The organism is Fictibacillus sp. 7GRE50 (assembly GCF_015903875.1).
Classification (GTDB): domain Bacteria; phylum Bacillota; class Bacilli; order Bacillales; family Fictibacillaceae; genus Fictibacillus; species Fictibacillus phosphorivorans.
In genome coordinates, this window is record NZ_JACZDW010000001.1 from 891362 (window position 1) to 911668 (window position 20307).

Sequence of the window (20307 nt, forward strand, 5' to 3'; positions counted from 1 at the left end):
CACTTGCTGAATAGATGTATGACAGACGATGTACGCATCGATTTTACGGTACGTGATTTTATAGTTTGTTACACGTTCGCTCAATTCATAAGTGGTTTCACTCCAACTAGTTTGGGTTTCGCTCAGAAATGCTTATGTTTCACTCGAACATGGTGAAGTTTCACCCCATAGGATCATCATTTCACTCCGTACCAAACTAAAAAGAAAAAGCTGACAACAATAGGTCACTACATGTACCTTTTGAGCCAGCTTTTCAAGTTTTTCTCATAAAAATCCAATTCTTACGTAAAGTGAAATTACTTTTGATGCTTTAATGCGTAATTCACCCACATTTTCGCATCAAGAAGATCGGCTTTCATTCTCTCTCCTACCTCTGGATCAAGTTTTTCGTTCTCGACTGCCTTTTCTACTTTAGCAACAGTAGAATCAAACACGACAGAACTGTTCTTGATATCTTTTTCTACTGTTTTATTGAGTTTCTTAATCGCTAGTTTAAGAGAAATGCCTTCTTTTTTCTTTACTGCACCTTGAGGAATATAGATTTTCATTATTTGTTGTTCGATATCTTTTAGCACTGTACGGGATGCCAATATTGGTTCTTCACCTGGATTTACTGCTTTCTCACGCCAAGGTCCTTTTCCAAGTGCATCCACAGATGGTGCACTTGCTTGACCAAAAGCAAACATGTTTACACCCGATGTTCCGTATTTCGCTGATATGACATCATTTACGCTAGCCATTTCACTTAAGTGGTGATAGAAAGAGTAAATTCCTGTGTAATACATCGTTCCTTCTGGCATAAGTTTTTTGCTCTCTGTTACTGTTTTTTGAATGCTATTGAAGTCGTGTCCATATGCTTGTGGTATGACGCCATCAATATCCTCTTTCCAATCGCTGATCTGTACCGCTTCAGGTCCTGGTTCAGGTGTAGCTGTCAGCATAAACTTTTTATCCAGCTTTTTTGTTTGAACGTGAAGCTTGTCAACAAAATCGTTCTCACGCTCACGTAGCCAATGAAGCCATTTTTCCCACTCAGCAGGTGTAGTCGTTGGGGACAGTGTGTATGGATCAATTCCTGTTATCTCTTGATAAAGCTGTTTCGTCCGCTCGCTGAAACCGTAGCTTTGCTCAAACTTATGATGAGGGTAACGCATATAATCAATGTTCAGACCTTTGATGTCATAGTCTTTCTGCATCTCTTTATAAATGTCTAACATAAAATCCTGAACATCAGGCTGTGCGATATCAAGCCAGTAATAACGGCTCACTGTATCTGGCTGGAACGTTCCTGTTGTATTGCTGCGCTGGATCGCTGCCCACTCTGGATATTTTGCGAATTGAGACGGAACACCAATGCTGCTTTCTCCAATCATAAATCCATCTGTCCACGCCTGGATCGTCATGCCGCGCTTTTTCCCTTCTTTTACATAAGCAGCAAGAAGATCTTTTCCATACTTTCCATAATTACCATTTGCAAAGCGTGGATGCTGTGATGGGAGACCATATTTCTTCATGACATCACTCGGATAGATCGTGTAACCCCAAAATGTTGTTTCAAGGTAAACAGAGTTAAAACCCGCTTTCTCCATACGATCAAGGACTTGATTAACTCCTGCTAATGTAGTTTCCTCTGGACGATACCAGATTGCACGCTGCTCTGCTTTATGAGAAGCAAGTGAATAATAGTACGCGTCGTAAGCCGATTGGGTTGCTTGTCTTGTTTTATCCAATGATTTTACAGGATCGCTTGTTTTGATTGCTTCCGCTTCAGCTAAAAGTGACTCAGCTTTTTGAATCGCAGCATTCGCTTCTTTAAACGCGACTTCTAAATACTCTGCTTTTGCATTTTCGATAGATGACTTCGCTTGATCAATCGCTTGTTTACTTTGGTATTGAAAACTTTCAACGTCTTGTACGATTTCAACAACTCCATTTTCACTCACCTTGACTTTCGCGCCAATGATAGAGTTGGAAGAAATCCAGCTGGAATTCACTCCATGTCCGCTTACAACAAAACCGTTTTTTGGGATCTTAGAGTTTCCGCCTCCAAGTTTTGTAACAAATCCGTTCTCTACTGTAATTTCATAGCCATACTGATTCGTTTTTGTGGATTCACCGAACGCCGGAGTATAGACGATCAACTGATCAGGTCCGCGGAACCCATCAAATACAGCTCCATCTGGGTTTGTTTCTTTTGTAGGATCTACTGCATTAGACTGTTGTTGCTCACGTTTTTCAGTTGGCTCATACAATGTCACGGACTCACCCGCTTCCAACTGTGTTAAAAAGTTTCTGATTTCTGTTGTTGAAATATCTCCAGTTGATAATACGATTCCGTTCTCAGGAATAGAGCTGTCACCGTCTGTGTCTTTTACCACACGGTATGTATTTACACCCGTTTTTTCTAAGACTACTTCCATACTTCCTTTTTGTGTTTCAGTGTAGTAACTAAATTCATCGTTGAATAAAATCAGCTTGTTATCATTGGCTAACTGATTTTTGCCGTTGATCGCCATCTGGTCACCAGACTCATCTTTTACGGACAGGACATTGTAAGGTGCATTTTCTTGTGCTTTAACCGAACCTGACAGGTCAACAGCTGAAAAAACAAGACTCGTAGCAAGGAGGGAACCCGTTAAGATTTTAAATTTTTTCTTCATAATCAGTCTCCTTTTATTTTTTTGGTAACGCTTTCAAATTATTATAATGTCTTTCTAAATTATTTTCACTAATATTATTTTTATGAAATTTATTTTCATTAATAGTATTTATGAGGGTAAATGAGGGATTTCCGTTTAAAAACACGAAAAAAGACCCTATTTAAAAAGGGTCTTTTTACTTATACTGAAATTTTTTTTCGCGAAGTAGCGAAAGTGCCTCCTCGTCTGCAATTATCGTGACATTATGATGATTTTTTAACGCAGAAGCTGGCAGCTGCTCATCCACTTCATCTGTAGTTAATAATTTCTTCATCACTTCTGCTTTATTGATGCCTGAGACGAGTAGTAATATCTCTTTCGCCTTTAAGATGGATGCGATGCCCATTGTAATGGCTTGCGTTGGTACTTCTTCTAAACGTTGAAAAAATCGGGCATTCGCTTTGCGAGTTGTTTCGGTAAGATCCACGATATGGGTATGTGAAGAAAAAGAAGTGCCAGGCTCATTAAATCCGATATGACCGTTGCTTCCGATGCCTAAGATCTGAATGTCCACGCCTTCTCCTCTGTTCAGCTCGACATCATACCGTTCGCATTCAGCTTCCAAATCCTCTGCTGTTCCATCAGGGATATGTATTTGAGATTCAGGTACATTAATATGAGCAAATAAATGTTCCTCCATGAAATAACGATAACTATTGGAGTCTTCTGGATTGATTCCAACATACTCATCCAAATTGTAGGTGCATACTCTCTCATAAGAGGTACGGTTACTCCTGTAATCCTGGATCAATTCCTCATAAAGTCCGATTGGTGTGCCACCTGTTGCAAGTCCTAGTTTAGCATCTGGCTTAGATTGAACTTTTTCAATAATGATTTTCGCTGCAATAGAGCTCATTTCATGGTAGTTCTTTGCTTCTAAGATTTTCATGCTTCAACACCCCTTCTGTAAGCAAGATCTCCTTTACAAAAAGTCATCACCACTTCCAAGTCTTCATCTAAAACAACAATGTCGGCATCTTTTCCTGGCGTGAGACTTCCTTTACGGTCAAAAACGTTCAGTTTCTTTGCAGGGTTAACAGACGTCATCTGAATAATGTCAGAAATCGAACAGCTGGTAAATTGCATCATATTCTTTACGGCTGCGCTCATCTTGATGATGCTGCCAGCAAGTGTTCCCTCTTTTAAAGTCGCCGTCTCATTTTGAACGGTTACCTCCTGACCACCAAGATCGTATTGCCCATCACCAAGACATTTTGCCCGCATCGCATCCGTCACTAACACGACTCTCTCATTTCCTTTTTGTTTGTAAGTTAAAGCGATGAGTTCCGGTCGAACATGTATTCCGTCCGCGATCAATTCAGTCGTCAGTTCGTCGTGTAAAAGTGATGCTCCCACAACTCCAGGCTCCCGATGGTGAAGTCCGCGCATTCCGTTATAAAGGTGGGTCACATGAGACGCACCTGCCTTCATTCCGGTCACCACTTCTTCATATGTCGCGTCAGAATGCCCGATCGACGCAATGATATTTTGCTCTTGCAGATAGGAGATGACTTCAAGACTACCTTCTATTTCAGGCGCAATGGTAACGAGCTTAATGTGCCCTGAAGCTAACTCTTGCCACTGTTTAAAAAGTTCTAACTCTGGTTTGATGATCGCGCCGACTGGCTGTGCACCCGCTCTTTTTTCAGAGATAAATGGTCCTTCAAGATGAATGCCAAGCGTTTCAGCTGTTCCTTCCACTTGCCCAGCTTCAATAAATAACCCTGCGTTTTCAAGCGCTTTTTCTATTTTGTTCTGCTCTTGCGTCATCGTTGTTGCAAGAAAGCTAGTCGTACCTTCTTCAGGCAGAACGCTCGCAATAGTTTGCAGCGCATTAAAAGTAGCATCCATCGTGTCTGCACCTGCAGCTCCATGAATATGAACATCGATCATTCCAGGAACGATGTGATAAGTTTCAGGAAGTTCGATTATCTCTGTTTCATCATCTGGAAAAAAGTCCTTACCTAAATTTATTATTTTTCCGTTTTGTATGGTGATTGACCCCTTATGCATGGTTTGGTTCTCGCCGTAGATCGTTGCATTCTTTAAGGTGATTTTTTTTCTAACCATTACATTGCCTCCATTAAAGTGTGGGGAGTAATCTATCTTTCCCGTGATTTGATTGCTTCTACCGTTTCCAAATATTTTTCTTCTCGTTTGCTATCCGATAAAAAATACAGACTGATTCTGTCAATTAAATAAAGTGTACTTAAATCCAATCCTGTTAATAGGTGATGATTGCGAAGCGGGTGCACCGTCCACAAAATAAAATCAGAAAGTTTAGTTAGCGGCGTTTCACCGAATGCTGTAAATGCTACCACTAAAGCTCCTTTTTCTTTTCCTTTGGAAATGGACTGAAGAAGATCTACCGTTTGTCCGGAACGAGAGAAAGCGAGGATCACATCGCCTTTTTGCATGAGTGTGCTACGAATAATCATTAAGTGTGGATCCGTGATGGCTTCACATACAAAGCCCATTCTGCTTAAACGATAGTTTAATTCTTGAGCCGCTAACCCAGAACTTCCAAGTCCATATATAAATAACCGCCTTGCTTTTGTCATGTGAGCTAAGACTTTCTGAAGTTGATCTCTGTCTTCTAGGTCCTGGACATCTGTCAGCATATCTCGATAAGAGGAAGAAAGCTGCTGTTCGATTCCCTTTTCTTCCTTTGATTCAAAACCCCCAGCAAGCCGTACTTTCATTTCTACAAAATTCCGGCATGACACCTTTTTCGCAAATCGGGTGATCGAGCTGATCGAAACGCCCGTTGTATCGGCAAGCTCCTGAATATGGCTTCGGGAAGCTTTTTCAGGATTGGCCAAAATGTAATTCGCTATTTTCTTTTCCTTATCAGATAGCGTGGAGAAAACGCTTTGTATTTCTTTGAGTAATGAAGCCATTGATAAACATCCTTTTTATTTAGGAATTTGAGCAACAAAACGAGCTGTGATCTGCTGAGGACGCGTGATCGCACCGCCTACAACAACAGAATAAGCACCAATATGAAGTACATCTCTTACCATCTCAGGCGTCATGATGTTGCCTTCTGCAATCACTGGAAGAGATACTTCTTTTAATACCTCTTTTAAAAATTGAAAGTCATTTTCATACAGTTTGTGTTTCTTAGAATCTTCGGTATATCCATATAGTGTGGTAGACACACAATCAAAACCTAGTCTCTCCGCATTCTTAGCTTCTTCGATGGATGAGATATCAGCCATGAGCTGCACGCCTGGATTCTTTTCACGGGCGTATGAAACGAGTTCCTCTAGAGTGAGCGCTTTCGGTCTTTCTCTGAGTGTCGCATCTAATGCAATCATTTCACATCCGCTCTCAATTAATTCATCTACCTCTTTTTTTGTTGCGGTAATATAGATTTCGCTGTCATCATAATCTCTTTTCACGATTCCGATAACCGGCAGATCCACCTCTTGTTTAATCGCGAGTATGTCTTCTTTGGAGTTCGCACGAATACCAGATGCTCCACCTTCTTTTGCAGCAAGAGCGAGTTTGGACATGATAAAAGAGCTATGTAGCGGTTCATTTTCTAGTGCTTGGCATGATACAACTAAACCTTTTTTGATTTGTTTTAACATATGATTTACCTGCCATTTCATTTTTTCGTGAAAATAATAGTCAAAATAAATATTATTCTGGTAATAATTTTCTTAACACTAATAAAATAGCATATTTCATGAGTTGAAAACAAAGAAATTTTTATTATGCATGCAATTTGATAGCTCATAAGTTGAATAGGTTACGGTACGTGTTATTTTATTGTTACACGTTCGCTCAAATCCGATTTCGTTTCACTCCAACTGCTTTTCTTTTCGCTCAATAAAGCACCGTTTTCGCTCCAACGGTAACTAGTTCCGCTCAGAAAGCTCACTGTTTCACCCAGGCTCGTTCTTTTCTAATGTAAGAACCACAGAATATTTTTTGATGTTGGAGGATTTTGTCTAAAAAAGTAGAAATAGTGCTCAAAACTATAAAGGAGAGATGCAATGATAATAAAAGAAGCTTCAGAGTCTATTAAAATTAGAAAACTAAAGTTGATTATGAAGAGATTCCCAATTCACCATCCTGTTCGTAATGAAATCGAAGTTGAACTAATTAAAAGTGTGACCGGTTATAATGGTGAAAAATCCCTCGACTATCATATGGAGTTACTTCCAAAAGACGATACTTACATTTTCCATGATCTTCGCCTGCCTTTTGGGGCAAATTATTTTCAAATCGACATCCTCATTTTAACGCCAACTTTTTTTCTCATACTCGAAGTGAAAAACATGTCCAGCACATTAATTTTTGACCAAGAATTTTATCAACTCATACGAATATACAAAGACAAGGAGGAAGTTTTTCCAGATCCAATCTCACAAGTTTATCGACAAACTCATTTATTGAGAGAATGGCTCAATCAGCAAAAATTCCCCTATATTCCCATCGAATCACTCGTAGTCGTAAGTAACTCCAACACTCGAATTAAAAGCATTCCCCAACATAAAGATATTTCAAAAGTGGTTACTCATAGTGCGAATATACTTGCAAAGTTTCATAGCTATCAGAACACTCGAAAGAAAGAAGCGATCTCTAAAAAAGATATTAAGAAAATAACTCGTCTTTTACTTAAGCATCATAGCGAACCGAATCATAACTATTTTCAACAATTCTCAATCACTGAAAGCGACTTGTTAAAAGGGGTAGCTTGTACAGAATGCCTTAAACTATCAATGGTTAGATCGAGGAGAAAGTGGTTTTGTCTAAAATGCGGGCATTATGACAAACTTGCCCACATTGAAGCTTTAAGAGAATATGCATTTTTGTTGAAACCTTCTATTACGAATTATGAATGCTGTGAATTTTTTCAGATCCCCTCACGTCATGTCGTCAAACACCTGCTAAATTCGATCGAACTTCCAACCTCTCAATCTGGAAAACACAAAATTTATCTTCTTGAGGATTTATTACAAATGTGATGTTCTGTATTCTTAGTGTTTTACGGTACGTGTTATTTTATTTATTACACGTTCGCTCAAACATTGTAAAGTTTCACTCCAAATATTATGCTTTTCGCTCAGTCAACTGCTGTTTTCGCTCCAACGGCATAGTGTTTCACTCTAAATAGCCTCCGTTTCGCTCACAATCCCCCACTCAATCCTGATATCAAACAAAAAACAACCGGAATTCCAACATTCCGGTTGCTTCATCTTCTCTATAGAGTCGGATGTGACACGATGAATCGCGCATCACCGTTCATTCCGAAGCTTTTTATTGTTGAAGGGACGATAAAATGGTCACCTTTACTAAAAGTAGACGTCGTTCCACCATTTACCTTCAGTTTCCCTTCACCATCTAGTACGCTTACGAGCAAATAAGATGGATTTTCGACTTCCGAAACAGCACCAGCTAAATTCCAATGATAAACGGTAAAGTAGCTCTCTTTCACCAGTTTTTTGATTCTTAAGTCCTCGTTACCTGACAACACTGGTTCGAAGTCAGCGTCTTCATGTGGAATCATCGCGACTTCAATCGATTTTTCGATATGCAGTTCGCGCAGATTCCCTTCATCATCACGACGATCGTAATCGTACACACGATACGTAACATCTGAGCTTTGCTGCGTTTCAAGAATCATCGTGCCTGCACCGATCGCGTGGATCGTTCCATTCGGTACATAGACGAAATCACCTGGCTTGATCGCCACTTTACGAAGCAGCTCGTCCCACCGGTTCTCGTTTACCATCTCTTCAAACTGAAGTTTAGAACCTGCGTGATGCCCATAAACAAGCTCTGCTCCTGGCTCACAGTCGATCACATACCAACATTCTGTTTTACCGAATGCCTCGCCTTCTACTTCGCGCGCATACGAATCGTCCGGATGTACTTGAACGGACAGGTCGGTCTTTGCGTCTAAAATTTTTACAAGCAACGGAAAGTCTTCACCTTCTTGGTCAGCAAAAAGTTCTCGATGCTTATCCCATACTGAATTCAGCGTCTCTCCTTTTAATGGTCCGTTCACGACTTCACTCGGCCCGTGCGAATGGGCGGAAATTCCCCAGCACTCACCTGTAGTTTCAGTCGGAATCTTATAACCGAACTCATCGCGAAGCTTCGTACCGCCCCAGATTCGGTCCTTGAATACAGGTTTTAGAAAAATAGGTTCATTATACACGTTTTTCACATCTCCCCACATGGGTATAGTCCCTCCCATTCTAAACGTTTGTTTAAAGATAAACCACCTGATACCATAAAAAAATCGGACTAGAAATTATTACTATCGGGAATCTAAGAATGTAGGTTTGATTTTGTCACATATTCCGATATACTAGACCTTTATAAATATACAAATATTCTGATTAATTTTACATAAAAAGACAGGAGATCTGACGATGAAATTTACCATTGAGCCACTTGGCGATAACAGCATGATCATTGAACTCGGACAAGATATGAGCCATGAGATCCAGCAAAAAGTCAAAAAAGTCTCCGCTTTCTTTGAAGAGAATATGTTTGATTGGGTGATTGAAACCGTTCCTGGTTTTACGACGGTGGCTGTTTTTTATGATCCTTTGAAAATCAAGACAACGACACTTCCTTATGATGAAGTATGCGCATTTTTGGAACCGCTTTTAGAAAAGTTAGAGATTGATGGTGACGCTAACCCTCGTGTCGTGGAGATTCCCGTCTGTTACGGCGGTGAGTTTGGTCCAGATTTAGAGGAAGTCGCGAATCACAACGGACTCAGTGTTGACGAAGTGATTGATATCCATTCGAATGGTGAATACACCGTTTATATGATCGGGTTCGCCCCTGGCTTTCCCTATATCGGTGGCATGAGTGAAAAAATCGCAGCACCGAGACGAAGTAATCCGAGACTGAAGATCCCTGCCGGATCTGTTGGAATCGCTGGCAAACAGACAGGCGTGTATCCGATCGAAACGCCTGGCGGATGGCAGCTCATCGGTAAAACGCCGGAAAAGCTTTTCACTCCTGACGGTGATACGCCTTCCCTGCTTCAAGCGGGTGATCAGATCAAGTTTGTACCGATCTCAGAAGAAGAGTTTCAAAGAATAGAGGAGGACGCGAGATGATTAAGATTACAAAGCCTGGCCTCCTAACGAGTGTTCAAGATCTTGGCCGTTACGGGTTTCAAAAATATGGCGTGATCACGAGTGGTGTCATGGACACGACTGCTCATCGGATAGCAAATTCTTTAGTTGGAAATGCTGAGAATGAAGCAACATTAGAACTCACGCTGCTCGGACCTGATATGGAGTTTAAAGAAGATACGCTGATTTCAATCTGCGGGGGCAATCTTTCTCCTTCTATTGACGGAAAACCTGTGAAGTTATGGCGCTCGGTCCTTGTGACGGCTGGCAGCAAGTTGAAGTTCGGCGGCTGTAAAACAGGATGTCGTGCATATCTTGCTGTTGCGGGCGGTTTCGATGTGCCAGAAGTAATGAACAGTAAATCTACATATTTACGAGCTGGAATCGGCGGGCATAATGGAAAAGCACTGCAAAATGAAGATGAGCTTTCTACCGGCGAGCACAGTGAGCTTTCCGGAAAGATAGCTAAAGTTTTAACACAACAGCTTGGAGAGAATAAATTCGTGGAGATGCAATGGACGATCTCTTCTGATTTTATCGCCTCTTCTGCTTCTAAACCGCAAGTCCGGGTTATGAAAGGAAGACAATACGACTGGTTCACAACAGAAAGCCAGATGAAGCTTTTTACCGAACACTTTGAAATCACATCACAATCTGACCGGATGGGTTATCGTTTAAAAGGACCTGAGCTCGCTCTCGAAGAGAAACAAGAAATGCTTTCTGAAGCTGTGAGCTTCGGGACAATTCAAGTTCCCTCTGAAGGCAATCCAATCGTACTGCTCGCTGACCGTCAAACTACCGGTGGATATCCAAAGATCGGACAGATCGCCACGGTGGATCTCTCAATCATGGCGCAGCTTAAGCCCGGAGACAAAGTTCAGTTTGTCGAGGTTTCCCATGAAGTGGCTCAACAACTCTACTTAGATCGCGAAAAGAAATTGCATCAGTTAAAACAAGGAATCGCACTTAAAATACGACAAGAAACGAAGTAATTTAGGAGGTACGTTATGAAGAAAGAGTCAAAAGCTAGTATTCTGCTAGGAGCCGCATTCTTGATGGCGACATCAGCGATCGGGCCAGGTTTTTTAACACAAACCACACATTTCACGTCCATACTCGCAGCGAGTTTTGGTTTTGTTATTTTAACATCCATCATTATTGATATCGGCGCACAGATGAACGTTTGGCGGATTATCGCCGTATCTGAAAAAAGAGCACAAGATATCGCGAACGCTGTACTTCCGGGCTTAGGTGTATTCCTAGCTGTATTGATAGTAATTGGAGGACTTGCATTTAACATCGGAAATATAGCCGGTGCTGGTCTTGGTTTAAACGTATTGTTCGGCGTCTCCCCTACAATGGGAGCTGTACTCAGTGGTATCGTTGCTATCTTAGTATTCGTTGTTCGTGAAGCTGGAAAAGCGATGGACCGTTTCACACAAGTTGCTGGTTTCGTCATGATCGCATTGACTGTATATGTGATGTTCACAGCCCAGCCTCCTGTTGGAGAAGCGGTTGTAAAAACGTTCGCACCTGACACGATTGATATTTTAGCGATCGTTACGCTAGTCGGTGGAACAGTCGGTGGATATATCACATTTGCCGGAGCACACAGATTGCTTGATGCAGGGATTAAAGGGAAAGAAAGCCTAGGTGAAGTAACGAAAGGTTCGATCTCGGCAATCGGAATCGCGTCTATCATGCGTATTTTCCTATTCTTAGCGGCACTTGGAGTCGTGTCTCAAGGACTTGCACTTGATCCTAAAAACCCTCCTGCTTCTGTATTCCAGTTAGCTGCTGGAAACATTGGTTACAAAATGTTCGGTGTCGTTATGTGGGCGGCTGCCATCACATCTGTTGTTGGTGCAGCATATACATCCGTTTCGTTTATCCGTACGTTGAATGCAACACTCGAAAAATACCACAAATGGATCATCATCGGATTTATCGCTGTTTCAACGATTGTTTTCGCGCTCGTTGGAAAGCCAGTTGCGATTTTGATTCTAGTAGGTGCTTTAAACGGACTCATTTTACCAATTTCACTTGGTGTGATGCTGATTGCAGCATACAAACCTAAGATTGTCGGAGACTACAAACATCCGATGTGGATGACGGTCTTTGGCGTCGTGATCGTTCTGATGATGGCCGCAATGAGTGTTTACACGATGTACACAGAAGTTCCGAAACTTTTCGCATAAATACTACTATAAAAAGGGGAGCTTGTTATGAACGCACTAGACCGTTTAACTCCAGTTGAAGCTCGTGAACTGATACGCCGCGGTGAGTGGAGAAAGCCAACAAGTGGACTCGCGAACGGCTATACACAAGGAAATCTTGTGGTGTTGCCGAAAGATCTAGCTTTTGAGTTCCTCCTTTTCTGTCAGCGAAATCCAAAGCCTTGTCCAGTGCTTGATGTTACTGAGCCAGGTTCTGCTGTTCCTGCACTTGTTGCACCTGATGCCGATCTACGTGTGGACATACCGAAGTATAACGTCTATCGTCATGGCGAACTTGTTGAAGAGTGTACCGATATTACTTCGCTATGGAATGAAGACATGGTCGGCTTTCTGCTCGGTTGCAGCTTTACGTTCGAGCATGCGCTGATGAATAACGGCATTCCTGTTCGTCATATCGAGCGAGGATGCAACGTTCCGATGTTTAAAACAAACATCGATTGTGTGAAAGCTGGACGTTTTGAAGGCCCAATGGTCGTGAGCATGCGTCCTGTGCCAGAAAAGGATGTGGTTCGAGCGGTTCAAGTAACAAGCCGCTTCCCTTCCGTTCACGGAGCTCCGGTTCATATAGGTAATCCAGAAGCGATCGGTGTACATGATCTATATCAGCCAGACTTCGGTGATCCTGTTCAGATTCATGACGGTGAAGTTCCTGTATTTTGGGCTTGTGGGGTAACGCCTCAAGCCGTCGCGATGCATGTGAAACCTGAAATCATGATCACTCACGCCCCCGGACACATGTTCATTACTGATGTTCGTGATGAGAAGTATGGCGTTTTGTAGTTGAAATCGTTAAATGAGGAGAGAATCTACTTTTGTAGATTCTCTTTTCTTTTTTGGGAATGGTTTTTTAGGTGTGAGGATGACAATTTGGATACGAAAGTTGTTCTGAGCGGTGGTGACGATCTTTTTTATCGGTGAAAAGGAGTGATCATTGGTGCTCAGAGCAACGTTACCGGTGCATATGTTGCGCTTACCAGTGGAAACACCCTCATTAGCAGCGAACGTGTAACAAATATTAAAATGTGTACCGTAAATGGTCGAAATTGTCTGGGGTCTGACCCGGGGTCAGACCCCAGACAATTTAAAAACTGACCCTCATGCAAGGATCAGCTTTCATTACTTACATCTATTCACTTTCCGCTGGGTACACCACCGTATTCAGCAGTCCACCTAGGATAATGATCATCGCTGACAGGTAGAACCACAGCATCAGAACGACGAGACCTGCAACTTGCCCGTACAGCGCGGAATAGTTGCTTCCACTCACGTACGTAGCGAAGCCCATCGAAACGAGTTGCCAGCCTATCGTCGCCAGAAATGCACCCGGAAGTACTTTTTTAAATCCAAGCTTGATGCTCGGAGCAAAGGAATATAGCATGATGAAAAACAATAGCAGAAACACGGTTCCTATTCCCCATTGGATTATGATCCATAGCTTTTGAAAAGCAAGATTCGAAAAGATGCCTTCCAAATACACCCGCAGGATTTTCTCAAACAACGGAACAAATACAGAGAACAGAACAGCGATCATGAACCCAACCGTTAACAACAGACTTTCTAAGATCTGTTTTAGCATGTTCTCGTTATTTCGCACTTGGTACGCATCGTTCATGATACGCTTCATACTTTGAAAGCCCATCGACGAAAGCCACAATGTGACGATCAAACTGAACGACAACAGATTTCCTTCTTGTCTCATAACGGTGTAGGATAATGTCTTATCAATTAAATTGTATGTGCTCTCTGGCGCATACGGCTGGACTAGCTCTAAAATATTTTCTTCTCTCAGTGGTAAATATGTCAGCAATGAATAGATAACAAGCAAAAATGGAAAGACCGACATTAAAAAATAATAGGCCATCTGTGCCGATAAATCGTACACCCTCAATTTGAGAAATCGGTCACCTAGTTGATTTAACACTTTAACGATATTCATGTTGCAACACCTCTTTAGTTAAAGCCAGTCCATAAGTACAGTAATATAATATATACGTTAAAAGTAGTCAAATCAGATCACTTTTTTTGAAAAAAATTTCATATGTTGAATTTTTCGAGTGTTGGTTTGTTTAAGAGGGTTTCATTAATTTACTAAAATGAACCGAAAAATCATCTATGGGTCTTCGCGAGACTTCTATAGGTCATAAAGACCTTTCTACGGTTCGTCATGAACATCCTATGAGTCTTAATGGGGTTTCTATGAGTCAAACCAAAATTGTATGGGTCGTCGTTCACATTCTATGGGCCTTCCGTATGTTTCTATGAGTCATCCCCCTCAATCACACACGAAAAAATGCCCCTCATCAACATGAGAGACATCTTCCTCTACCTATTTTATTTCACCGCTCGAGCTGCGGCTTCCACGAGATCGACTGTTTGATCGACAGTATTTCGGCGAAAGTCCTGAAACTCCTCCGTGATGTATACAGATTTGTCTTCCGGGTAAAATTCTTGTGCTGCTATATGCAGGTGTCCGCCTGGAATATTGGTCGCACCAAGACCTAAGCGAACGCGATTCGAGCGGTACATGCTTTCGTTAGATAGATAGCTTCCGCCTCCACCCTCTTTCGCTTTAGAGCCCGGTGTTGGTCCATCTTCATTACAAACTGCTGGGTCTTCCAAGTTTGGCGGCAGCCATTCACATACTTTATCATTTCGGAAAACCGGCCACGGTCCGGTTTTAGCCCCAACCATCTCTTCATATGGAAGGGTGGTTTCAATAAACTCTGGAAGCGGCTTTGGCATCGGCCAATGAGCTACAGGTGGTGTGACTTCCGCTCGTTCTTCGAGCTTGTTGTCAGCTCCCGTATGATAGCGTCCGGCATATCCTTCGATCGCCATCTTACGCGGTCCACCTTGACTAATGGTCATGATTAAGTCCACTTGTTTCGAGCCTTGCTTCAAAAATGGACCGAACGTATTCTCCACGATTCCATCTTCAAAGTCATCCCATCGAACAGGGAAATTCGCAGCTTGTATCAAAGCTAGCCCATCACCTGTCCACACCCATCGTCCGTCGAGCTGTAAGCCGCTTGCACCTGAAGGGTTGGTTCGTCTAAATTCTTGTTCAAGGCGGTACGGATCGAATCCACTCACAAGGATCCGCTTCACTTTTTTGCTTTTCGGATAATCGATCGTCGTAATGCCTCTTGATGTGTATTCTAACGATTTCATCAGCTTATCGCGTTGTTCTTTCGTCACGTTAAACGCAGGATCCCATTGTCTGAGAGCACTTGTCATATGTAATCTTGCCCAGTATAGTGGTCGATCATCATACGAATCGAGCTCGCCTAAATCTGGTCTTTTTCCTTGAGCGCGGTCAACGGCTGTTTTCCATAATGCCGTTCCATGCTTCTGTATCACTTTTTCAGCTTTTTCTGGACTTCTTGCTGAACAGAGGTCTTTTTTAAAACGATCCACGTATGAGGTAAATTCACTTTCCTTCAATAACTGTTGCGGAATCGGTCGGCCATCCTCAATTCTCTCTTCTTCTGCTGTTAACGCTACATTTGTGTCAAAGCAGCTTGTCTGATTCTTTGCTTCTGCTGTCTCACCATTTTCAAAAATAACGACTCCGAGCAACAAAGCGCATGTCATTCCTATACTTCTTCCAAATGATATCTTCACAAAAACCCTCCTTTTGTTCCTTATTGTAGAATAACGACGAAATCATTTGAATAGTATGAATTGTTTAATCCTGTATCATTTCGTCGAAAACAGACATCCTACTACCCAGGAATAAATGAGTGTTTTTATCTCCGGCTTACATTTATCACGATGATCAGCAAAATAAAAGCGATTCTGATCAAACGATCTTTCGCTACTATTTTAAGCAGACCCACAGAAACGATACCTAAAAGAGGTCGATCTTCTAATAATAGAATGGTAATCATATCGACGATCAACAGGACTTCATCCAGCGCGGCTAACTGCTCTTCTTCCATATCACTCACCCGCTTTTTGATTAGTGTATGTCATGAGGAAGAAGATGCTTTTCATGAAAGCAACTTTATATCAATTCCGTTTAAAATCCTGTAAGCTGTACTCATCATGACATGTTAGATGGGAATGAACGATTATGGAAACCTCACAAAATTATAAACAATCGACGATCGTTGCCTTGCTGCTGGCTGGTACGTTTATTGCGATATTAAACCAAACACTCATGATCACTGCGATTCCGCCGATCATGAAAGAAATGAACATAACGGCGAACAGCGCTCAATGGCTGACGACCGTTTTTATGCTTGTAAACGGGATTATGATCCCCGTCAGCGCATTTCTGCTCGAACGGTTCACAACGCGGCAGCTTTTCATTTCAGCGATGAGTGTCTTTGCTGTTGGAACACTCGTTGCAGGACTGGCGCCAAACTTTGAGACCCTTTTGCTCGGCAGGGTCATCCAATCGAGTGGAGCTGGGGTGATGTTGCCTCTTATGCAGACCGTATTTTTGATGATCTTCCCCGTGAACAAACGCGGATCAGCGATGGGATTAGTCGGGCTCGTGATTTCATTCGCACCTGCTATCGGTCCTGCTCTTTCAGGCTGGGTAACATCACATTACTCTTGGCGGGTACTCTTTTTCATAATCTTACCGATTGCCATCATTGATATTATCGTAGCCTTTTTTGCTTTAAAAAATGTTACGGAAACTTCAAAAACAAAGGTAGATGTAACATCGATCATTCTTTCGTCTTTCGGTTTTGGAGGATTGCTATACGGATTCACTTGTGCAGGAAATCTCGGATGGACCGCACCAAGCACGCTCTTATGGCTCGCAATCGGTGTCGTAGCTCTTGTTTTATTCATCACACGACAACTGCGTTTAGCACATCCGATGCTCGAGTTTAGAGTGTTCGCAAACTCCATCTTCCCGCTTACGATCATCATCGGAATGATCACATTCTTAGGATTGATTGGAGCGGAGACGATCATACCGCTATTCATGCAGAACATGAGAGACTTTACAGCGTTTGAAGCAGGTCTTGCACTCTTGCCAGGTGCACTCATCACGGGGCTTTTGTCACCGATCACAGGAAGGCTGTTCGATAAGTTTGGTGCACGGTGGCTGGCGATCATCGGATTAACGATCATAACAGGATCATCATTCGCGTTCGCCACCTTAAGTCCCGCTACATCTTTCACCTTCTTAACCGTGATGTACGGCATACGGATGTTTGGTCTTGCGATGGTCATGATGCCTGTTGCAACTGCTGGACTCAACCGGCTTCCGAAGCGATTGATCCCTCACGGAGCGGCAATGGATAATACGATGAAGATGATCGCTGCATCAGTAGGTACTGCGATTTTAGTGACCGTCATGACCACAACTGCCGAAACAGCGGCAGCGCGCCCTGAAATTACACATCCAGATATATATGGCGCGAACATGGCCTTTATCGTCGTATCCGTATTATCTTTGATCGGCTTAGTGATCTCCTTCTTTATAAAAGAAAAACAACCAGAAACTGAGGGCAGCTGATTATTCAGCTGCCCTCTTTGTAAATTTGGTCTATAATAGCTCGATTGTTCGTGACAAGCCTATCTGATTAAGTAATACTAAAGGTAAAGCTTTATTTTCTTAACATTTCAATACATATATCTTTTAAATTAGGGGGTTACCATCTTGAATCAGCTCCAACATACGTTAGCCAAAACACTCATCGATGATTCACCGACACTGGCTGAGCAAATACTCACACTACGGTTTAAGAAATATCCGATAAAAGATAAACAGCTCTTTGATCGTCAATCATCAACCGATTACATTATGAAATTAGTCCAGCTCATCGGCAGCTCACTCGTGCTATCGCCGTCTGCAAGAGAAGATGGATTAAAAGTTTGGGCGATCCAAACTGCTCGCTATGCGCTTGAATACGGACAATCGTTAGATGTTGCCATGCAATCCACCATCTTTATTCGCAGTGAGATTCTTCATGTGATTGAACGTCTAGCAGAACAAGAAGAAACTAGCGTAAAAGAAGTGATATTTATCATTCAAGAGATAAATCAGATGCTCGATCTATGCTTTCAAGTGTTTACCGAAACCTACATGGAGAGTATCTTAGAAGCGATGTAATGAGCGACACTTGATCACAGTAGATCGAGTGTCTTTTTTTGTTTACCCTCATTATTTATCATAAATTCTTAGTTTCTTATATCAAAGATTGTTGCTTTTTGACACCATTTGAAAAGTTGATTGCAGTGTAAGGTGCGTGCCTACCACTTGAGAACCTTCTAAGTAAGGCATGCGACGAGGAAAAACACCCCAGTAGCATTTGCTTGTAGACGCAGGAGCAAGGAACTTTCTTAAACCAATCAGGTGAGACACCTAAGGTCACAGAGTGCCGAGGTGGCTCTCCGCACTCCCCCCGGAAAGCGAGCACCTGAAACGGAAATCAACTCCCCACAAGGACAACAAAAGCATTACTAAAAAAGTTTTATCATTCCTTTTCTTCCAATAGAAGGGATGTTTGTCGAAATGTCGAAGGTTTCAACAGATACATTCGGAAACTGTTCGAGGAGGCAAACCCCATGGAAGGTTGTAAGACGCTAGGAACGAAAATAAAAGAAAACAGCAAACAACTTGTAGACACACTAACGCCGATCGAGAACTTAGGAACTGATTTTTCGATCTACAAAACCAAAGTATCTCACTGGATGGAAATTCTTTTTCAATACTTAGGTGAAGGCTTATCGGAAAATGTTCAAACCGCCGAAGAAAAGATCAAAAAATGGGCTGACTCATTCGGCCAGCGCTCATCCGAGTTGGAAATTCCGCTCGATCACGCCCTTCATTTTATCTTCGAGTCCCGTGTTATCATCTCACAGCTGTTAAAGGAAGAATTTGGAACACGAAGCACTAACGTTAATGGTGCTATTACTGCATCCAATCGCCTGAACCTTTTAATCGATACCGCTGCTCGTTCAATCGTTACACACTATACTAAATTCATGCATAACACGAAAAAAGCTCTTCAACATACAAATCGAGATTTAGATATCTCAATCCTAGAGTTAAACAACATTCGAACGGCTCTCTTTGAAGGAACGATCTTCTCCGTTACAGACAAAGACGATCGCATCATTCAAGTAAACGATCACTTTTGTGAGTTAACGCAATATACCCGCGAAGAATTGATCGGACAGGATCACGGCAAGATTTTCTATTCAGGTGTTCATACAGATAGTTTCATTCATCATATTAAACAAGAGATTAAAGCAGGACGCGTATGGAACGGTGAGATCTGCAACAAAGCGAAAGACGGCTCGCTCTATTGGGTGGATACGACGATCGTTCCATTTCTAGATCCGGAAGGTGTGGCTTATCAGCACATCTCAATCCAATACGATGTGACGGAGAAAAAGAAAACAGAAGAGATTCTATTGAAGTCTGAAAAGGTTTCGTTAATCGGGGATTTAGCCGCAGGAATTGCTCATGAGATCCGCAATCCTCTTACATCAATCGCAGGGCTCGTTCAGCTCATTAACGAATCCGATCAGGAGAAGAATACCTTCTTTAAAGACATCATTCTGACGGAGATCAATCGAATCAATTTTATTGTGAGTGAACTAATGGTCCTAGCAAAACCCCATGCTGTCTATTTCAGCTGGTTCAATATCGTTGAAAGCATCCAGAACGTCATCGATCTCATGCAGCCTGAAGCGAATTTACGCAACGTCATTATTTCATTTGAAAAAGAAAAAGACATGCCTCTCGTCTACGGTGAAAAGAATCAGCTGACACAAGTGATCATCAACATGATAAAAAACGCGATGGAAGCACTGCCTGACGGAGGTAAGATCTCGCTCTCTGCTGCTCCTGTTGACGGCCATGTTGTTCTTACGGTCAAAGATAACGGAGTCGGCATGACAGATGAGCAACAAAAAAGAATCGGTGAGCCGTTCTACACGACAAAATGCAACGGAACGGGCCTCGGGCTGATGGTCTGTTTTAAAATTATTCACAACCATGGAGGAACGATTCTGGTAGACAGCAAACAGAACGAAGGCACCTCATTTCGGATTACATTGCCAGTTCATGCGGCATCAGCCGTTGATCCTGTTCATAAATAATGCTCGATAGAGAAGAATCTACATGATGTAGGTTCTTTTTTTGTTGGATTTAGATGGTATGGGAGGAGTTAGCGGTGGTCGTGAGCTGCTTAGCGGTCGTCACAGCTTGGTTACAAGCTGTAAAAGACCCCCTTCACATACAAAAGAGCCTCACCACGATTTCAACATGATGAGACTCTTTTTAAA

General features: G+C 42.2%; 17 protein-coding genes. 8 read left to right on the forward strand and 9 right to left on the reverse strand.

What is annotated here, in order from left to right; genetic code table 11:
• Positions 1-296: 296 nt before the first annotated feature.
• From IHV12_RS04380 to IHV12_RS04400, 5 genes are all read right to left on the reverse strand, one after another.
• Positions 297-2660, reverse strand: coding sequence for a glycoside hydrolase family 10 protein (locus tag IHV12_RS04380; protein ID WP_197189967.1), 2364 nt, complete (start codon positions 2658-2660; stop codon positions 297-299).
• Between the two features lie 175 nt (positions 2661-2835).
• Complete coding sequence (nagB, locus tag IHV12_RS04385; RefSeq protein WP_197189968.1) at positions 2836-3588, reverse strand: glucosamine-6-phosphate deaminase; 753 nt, start codon at positions 3586-3588, stop codon at positions 2836-2838.
• Entirely contained in the window at positions 3585-4769 is a 1185-nt protein-coding gene (gene nagA / locus IHV12_RS04390; RefSeq protein WP_197189969.1) for an N-acetylglucosamine-6-phosphate deacetylase, read from the reverse strand. The genes nagB and nagA overlap by 4 nt, the downstream gene beginning before the upstream one ends.
• Before the next feature lie 32 nt (positions 4770-4801).
• The gene (locus IHV12_RS04395; RefSeq protein WP_197189970.1) at positions 4802-5599 is read right to left on the reverse strand and encodes a MurR/RpiR family transcriptional regulator; all 798 of its coding nucleotides are present in this window, start codon (positions 5597-5599) and stop codon (positions 4802-4804) included.
• Positions 5600-5614: 15 nt separating this feature from the next.
• Positions 5615-6295, reverse strand: coding sequence for an N-acetylmannosamine-6-phosphate 2-epimerase (locus IHV12_RS04400; RefSeq protein ID WP_197189971.1), 681 nt, complete (start codon positions 6293-6295; stop codon positions 5615-5617).
• A 408-nt stretch (positions 6296-6703) separates the two neighbouring features.
• Here IHV12_RS04400 and IHV12_RS04405 point away from each other — a divergent pair, with 408 nt between their 5' ends.
• Entirely contained in the window at positions 6704-7678 is a 975-nt protein-coding gene (locus IHV12_RS04405; RefSeq protein WP_197189972.1) for a nuclease-related domain-containing protein, read from the forward strand.
• 236 nt (positions 7679-7914) lie between these two features.
• On the opposite strand, the gene manA is transcribed toward IHV12_RS04405, so the two are convergent.
• Positions 7915-8874, reverse strand: a complete 960-nt coding sequence (manA, locus tag IHV12_RS04410) for a mannose-6-phosphate isomerase, class I (RefSeq protein WP_197190356.1) — start codon at positions 8872-8874, stop codon at positions 7915-7917.
• Positions 8875-9091: 217 nt separating this feature from the next.
• Here manA and pxpB point away from each other — a divergent pair, with 217 nt between their 5' ends.
• Genes pxpB through IHV12_RS04430 form a run of 4 tightly spaced genes read left to right on the forward strand, consistent with a single transcriptional unit; the run spans position 9092 to position 12828 of the window.
• On the forward strand, positions 9092-9793 hold the full coding sequence (gene pxpB / locus IHV12_RS04415) for a 5-oxoprolinase subunit PxpB (RefSeq protein WP_305069384.1): 702 nt from the start codon (positions 9092-9094) through the stop codon (positions 9791-9793).
• Positions 9790-10803, forward strand: coding sequence for a biotin-dependent carboxyltransferase family protein (locus IHV12_RS04420; RefSeq protein WP_197189973.1), 1014 nt, complete (start codon positions 9790-9792; stop codon positions 10801-10803). Before pxpB ends, IHV12_RS04420 begins: the two co-directional genes overlap by 4 nt.
• Before the next feature lie 15 nt (positions 10804-10818).
• Complete coding sequence (locus IHV12_RS04425) at positions 10819-12009, forward strand: NRAMP family divalent metal transporter (protein ID WP_197128741.1); 1191 nt, start codon at positions 10819-10821, stop codon at positions 12007-12009.
• Between the two features lie 27 nt (positions 12010-12036).
• Positions 12037-12828 carry a putative hydro-lyase gene (locus IHV12_RS04430; RefSeq protein WP_197189974.1) on the forward strand — a complete coding sequence of 264 codons (792 nt, stop codon included), beginning with the start codon at positions 12037-12039 and terminating at the stop codon, positions 12826-12828.
• Between the two features lie 346 nt (positions 12829-13174).
• Here the strand turns inward: IHV12_RS04430 and IHV12_RS04435 are convergent, their stop codons facing one another.
• From IHV12_RS04435 to IHV12_RS04445, 3 genes are all read right to left on the reverse strand, one after another.
• Entirely contained in the window at positions 13175-13984 is an 810-nt protein-coding gene (locus tag IHV12_RS04435) for a YihY/virulence factor BrkB family protein (RefSeq protein WP_197128737.1), read from the reverse strand.
• Positions 13985-14379: 395 nt separating this feature from the next.
• Positions 14380-15672, reverse strand: a complete 1293-nt coding sequence (locus tag IHV12_RS04440) for a hypothetical protein (RefSeq protein WP_197189975.1) — start codon at positions 15670-15672, stop codon at positions 14380-14382.
• A gap of 125 nt (positions 15673-15797) precedes the next feature.
• Positions 15798-15989: a hypothetical protein gene (locus IHV12_RS04445; protein WP_197128734.1), complete on the reverse strand. Its 192-nt coding sequence runs from the start codon at positions 15987-15989 to the stop codon at positions 15798-15800.
• Positions 15990-16123: 134 nt separating this feature from the next.
• Here IHV12_RS04445 and IHV12_RS04450 point away from each other — a divergent pair, with 134 nt between their 5' ends.
• The 3 genes from IHV12_RS04450 to IHV12_RS04460 all read left to right on the forward strand — a co-directional run bounded on the left by IHV12_RS04450 (position 16124) and on the right by IHV12_RS04460 (position 20121).
• Positions 16124-17527 carry a DHA2 family efflux MFS transporter permease subunit gene (locus IHV12_RS04450; protein ID WP_197189976.1) on the forward strand — a complete coding sequence of 468 codons (1404 nt, stop codon included), beginning with the start codon at positions 16124-16126 and terminating at the stop codon, positions 17525-17527.
• A gap of 144 nt (positions 17528-17671) precedes the next feature.
• Positions 17672-18124, forward strand: a complete 453-nt coding sequence (locus IHV12_RS04455; protein WP_197128730.1) for a hypothetical protein — start codon at positions 17672-17674, stop codon at positions 18122-18124.
• Between the two features lie 455 nt (positions 18125-18579).
• A complete protein-coding gene (locus IHV12_RS04460) occupies positions 18580-20121 on the forward strand; it encodes a PAS domain-containing sensor histidine kinase (RefSeq protein ID WP_197189977.1) in 1542 nt (513 codons plus the stop codon).
• Positions 20122-20307 lie beyond the last annotated feature (186 nt).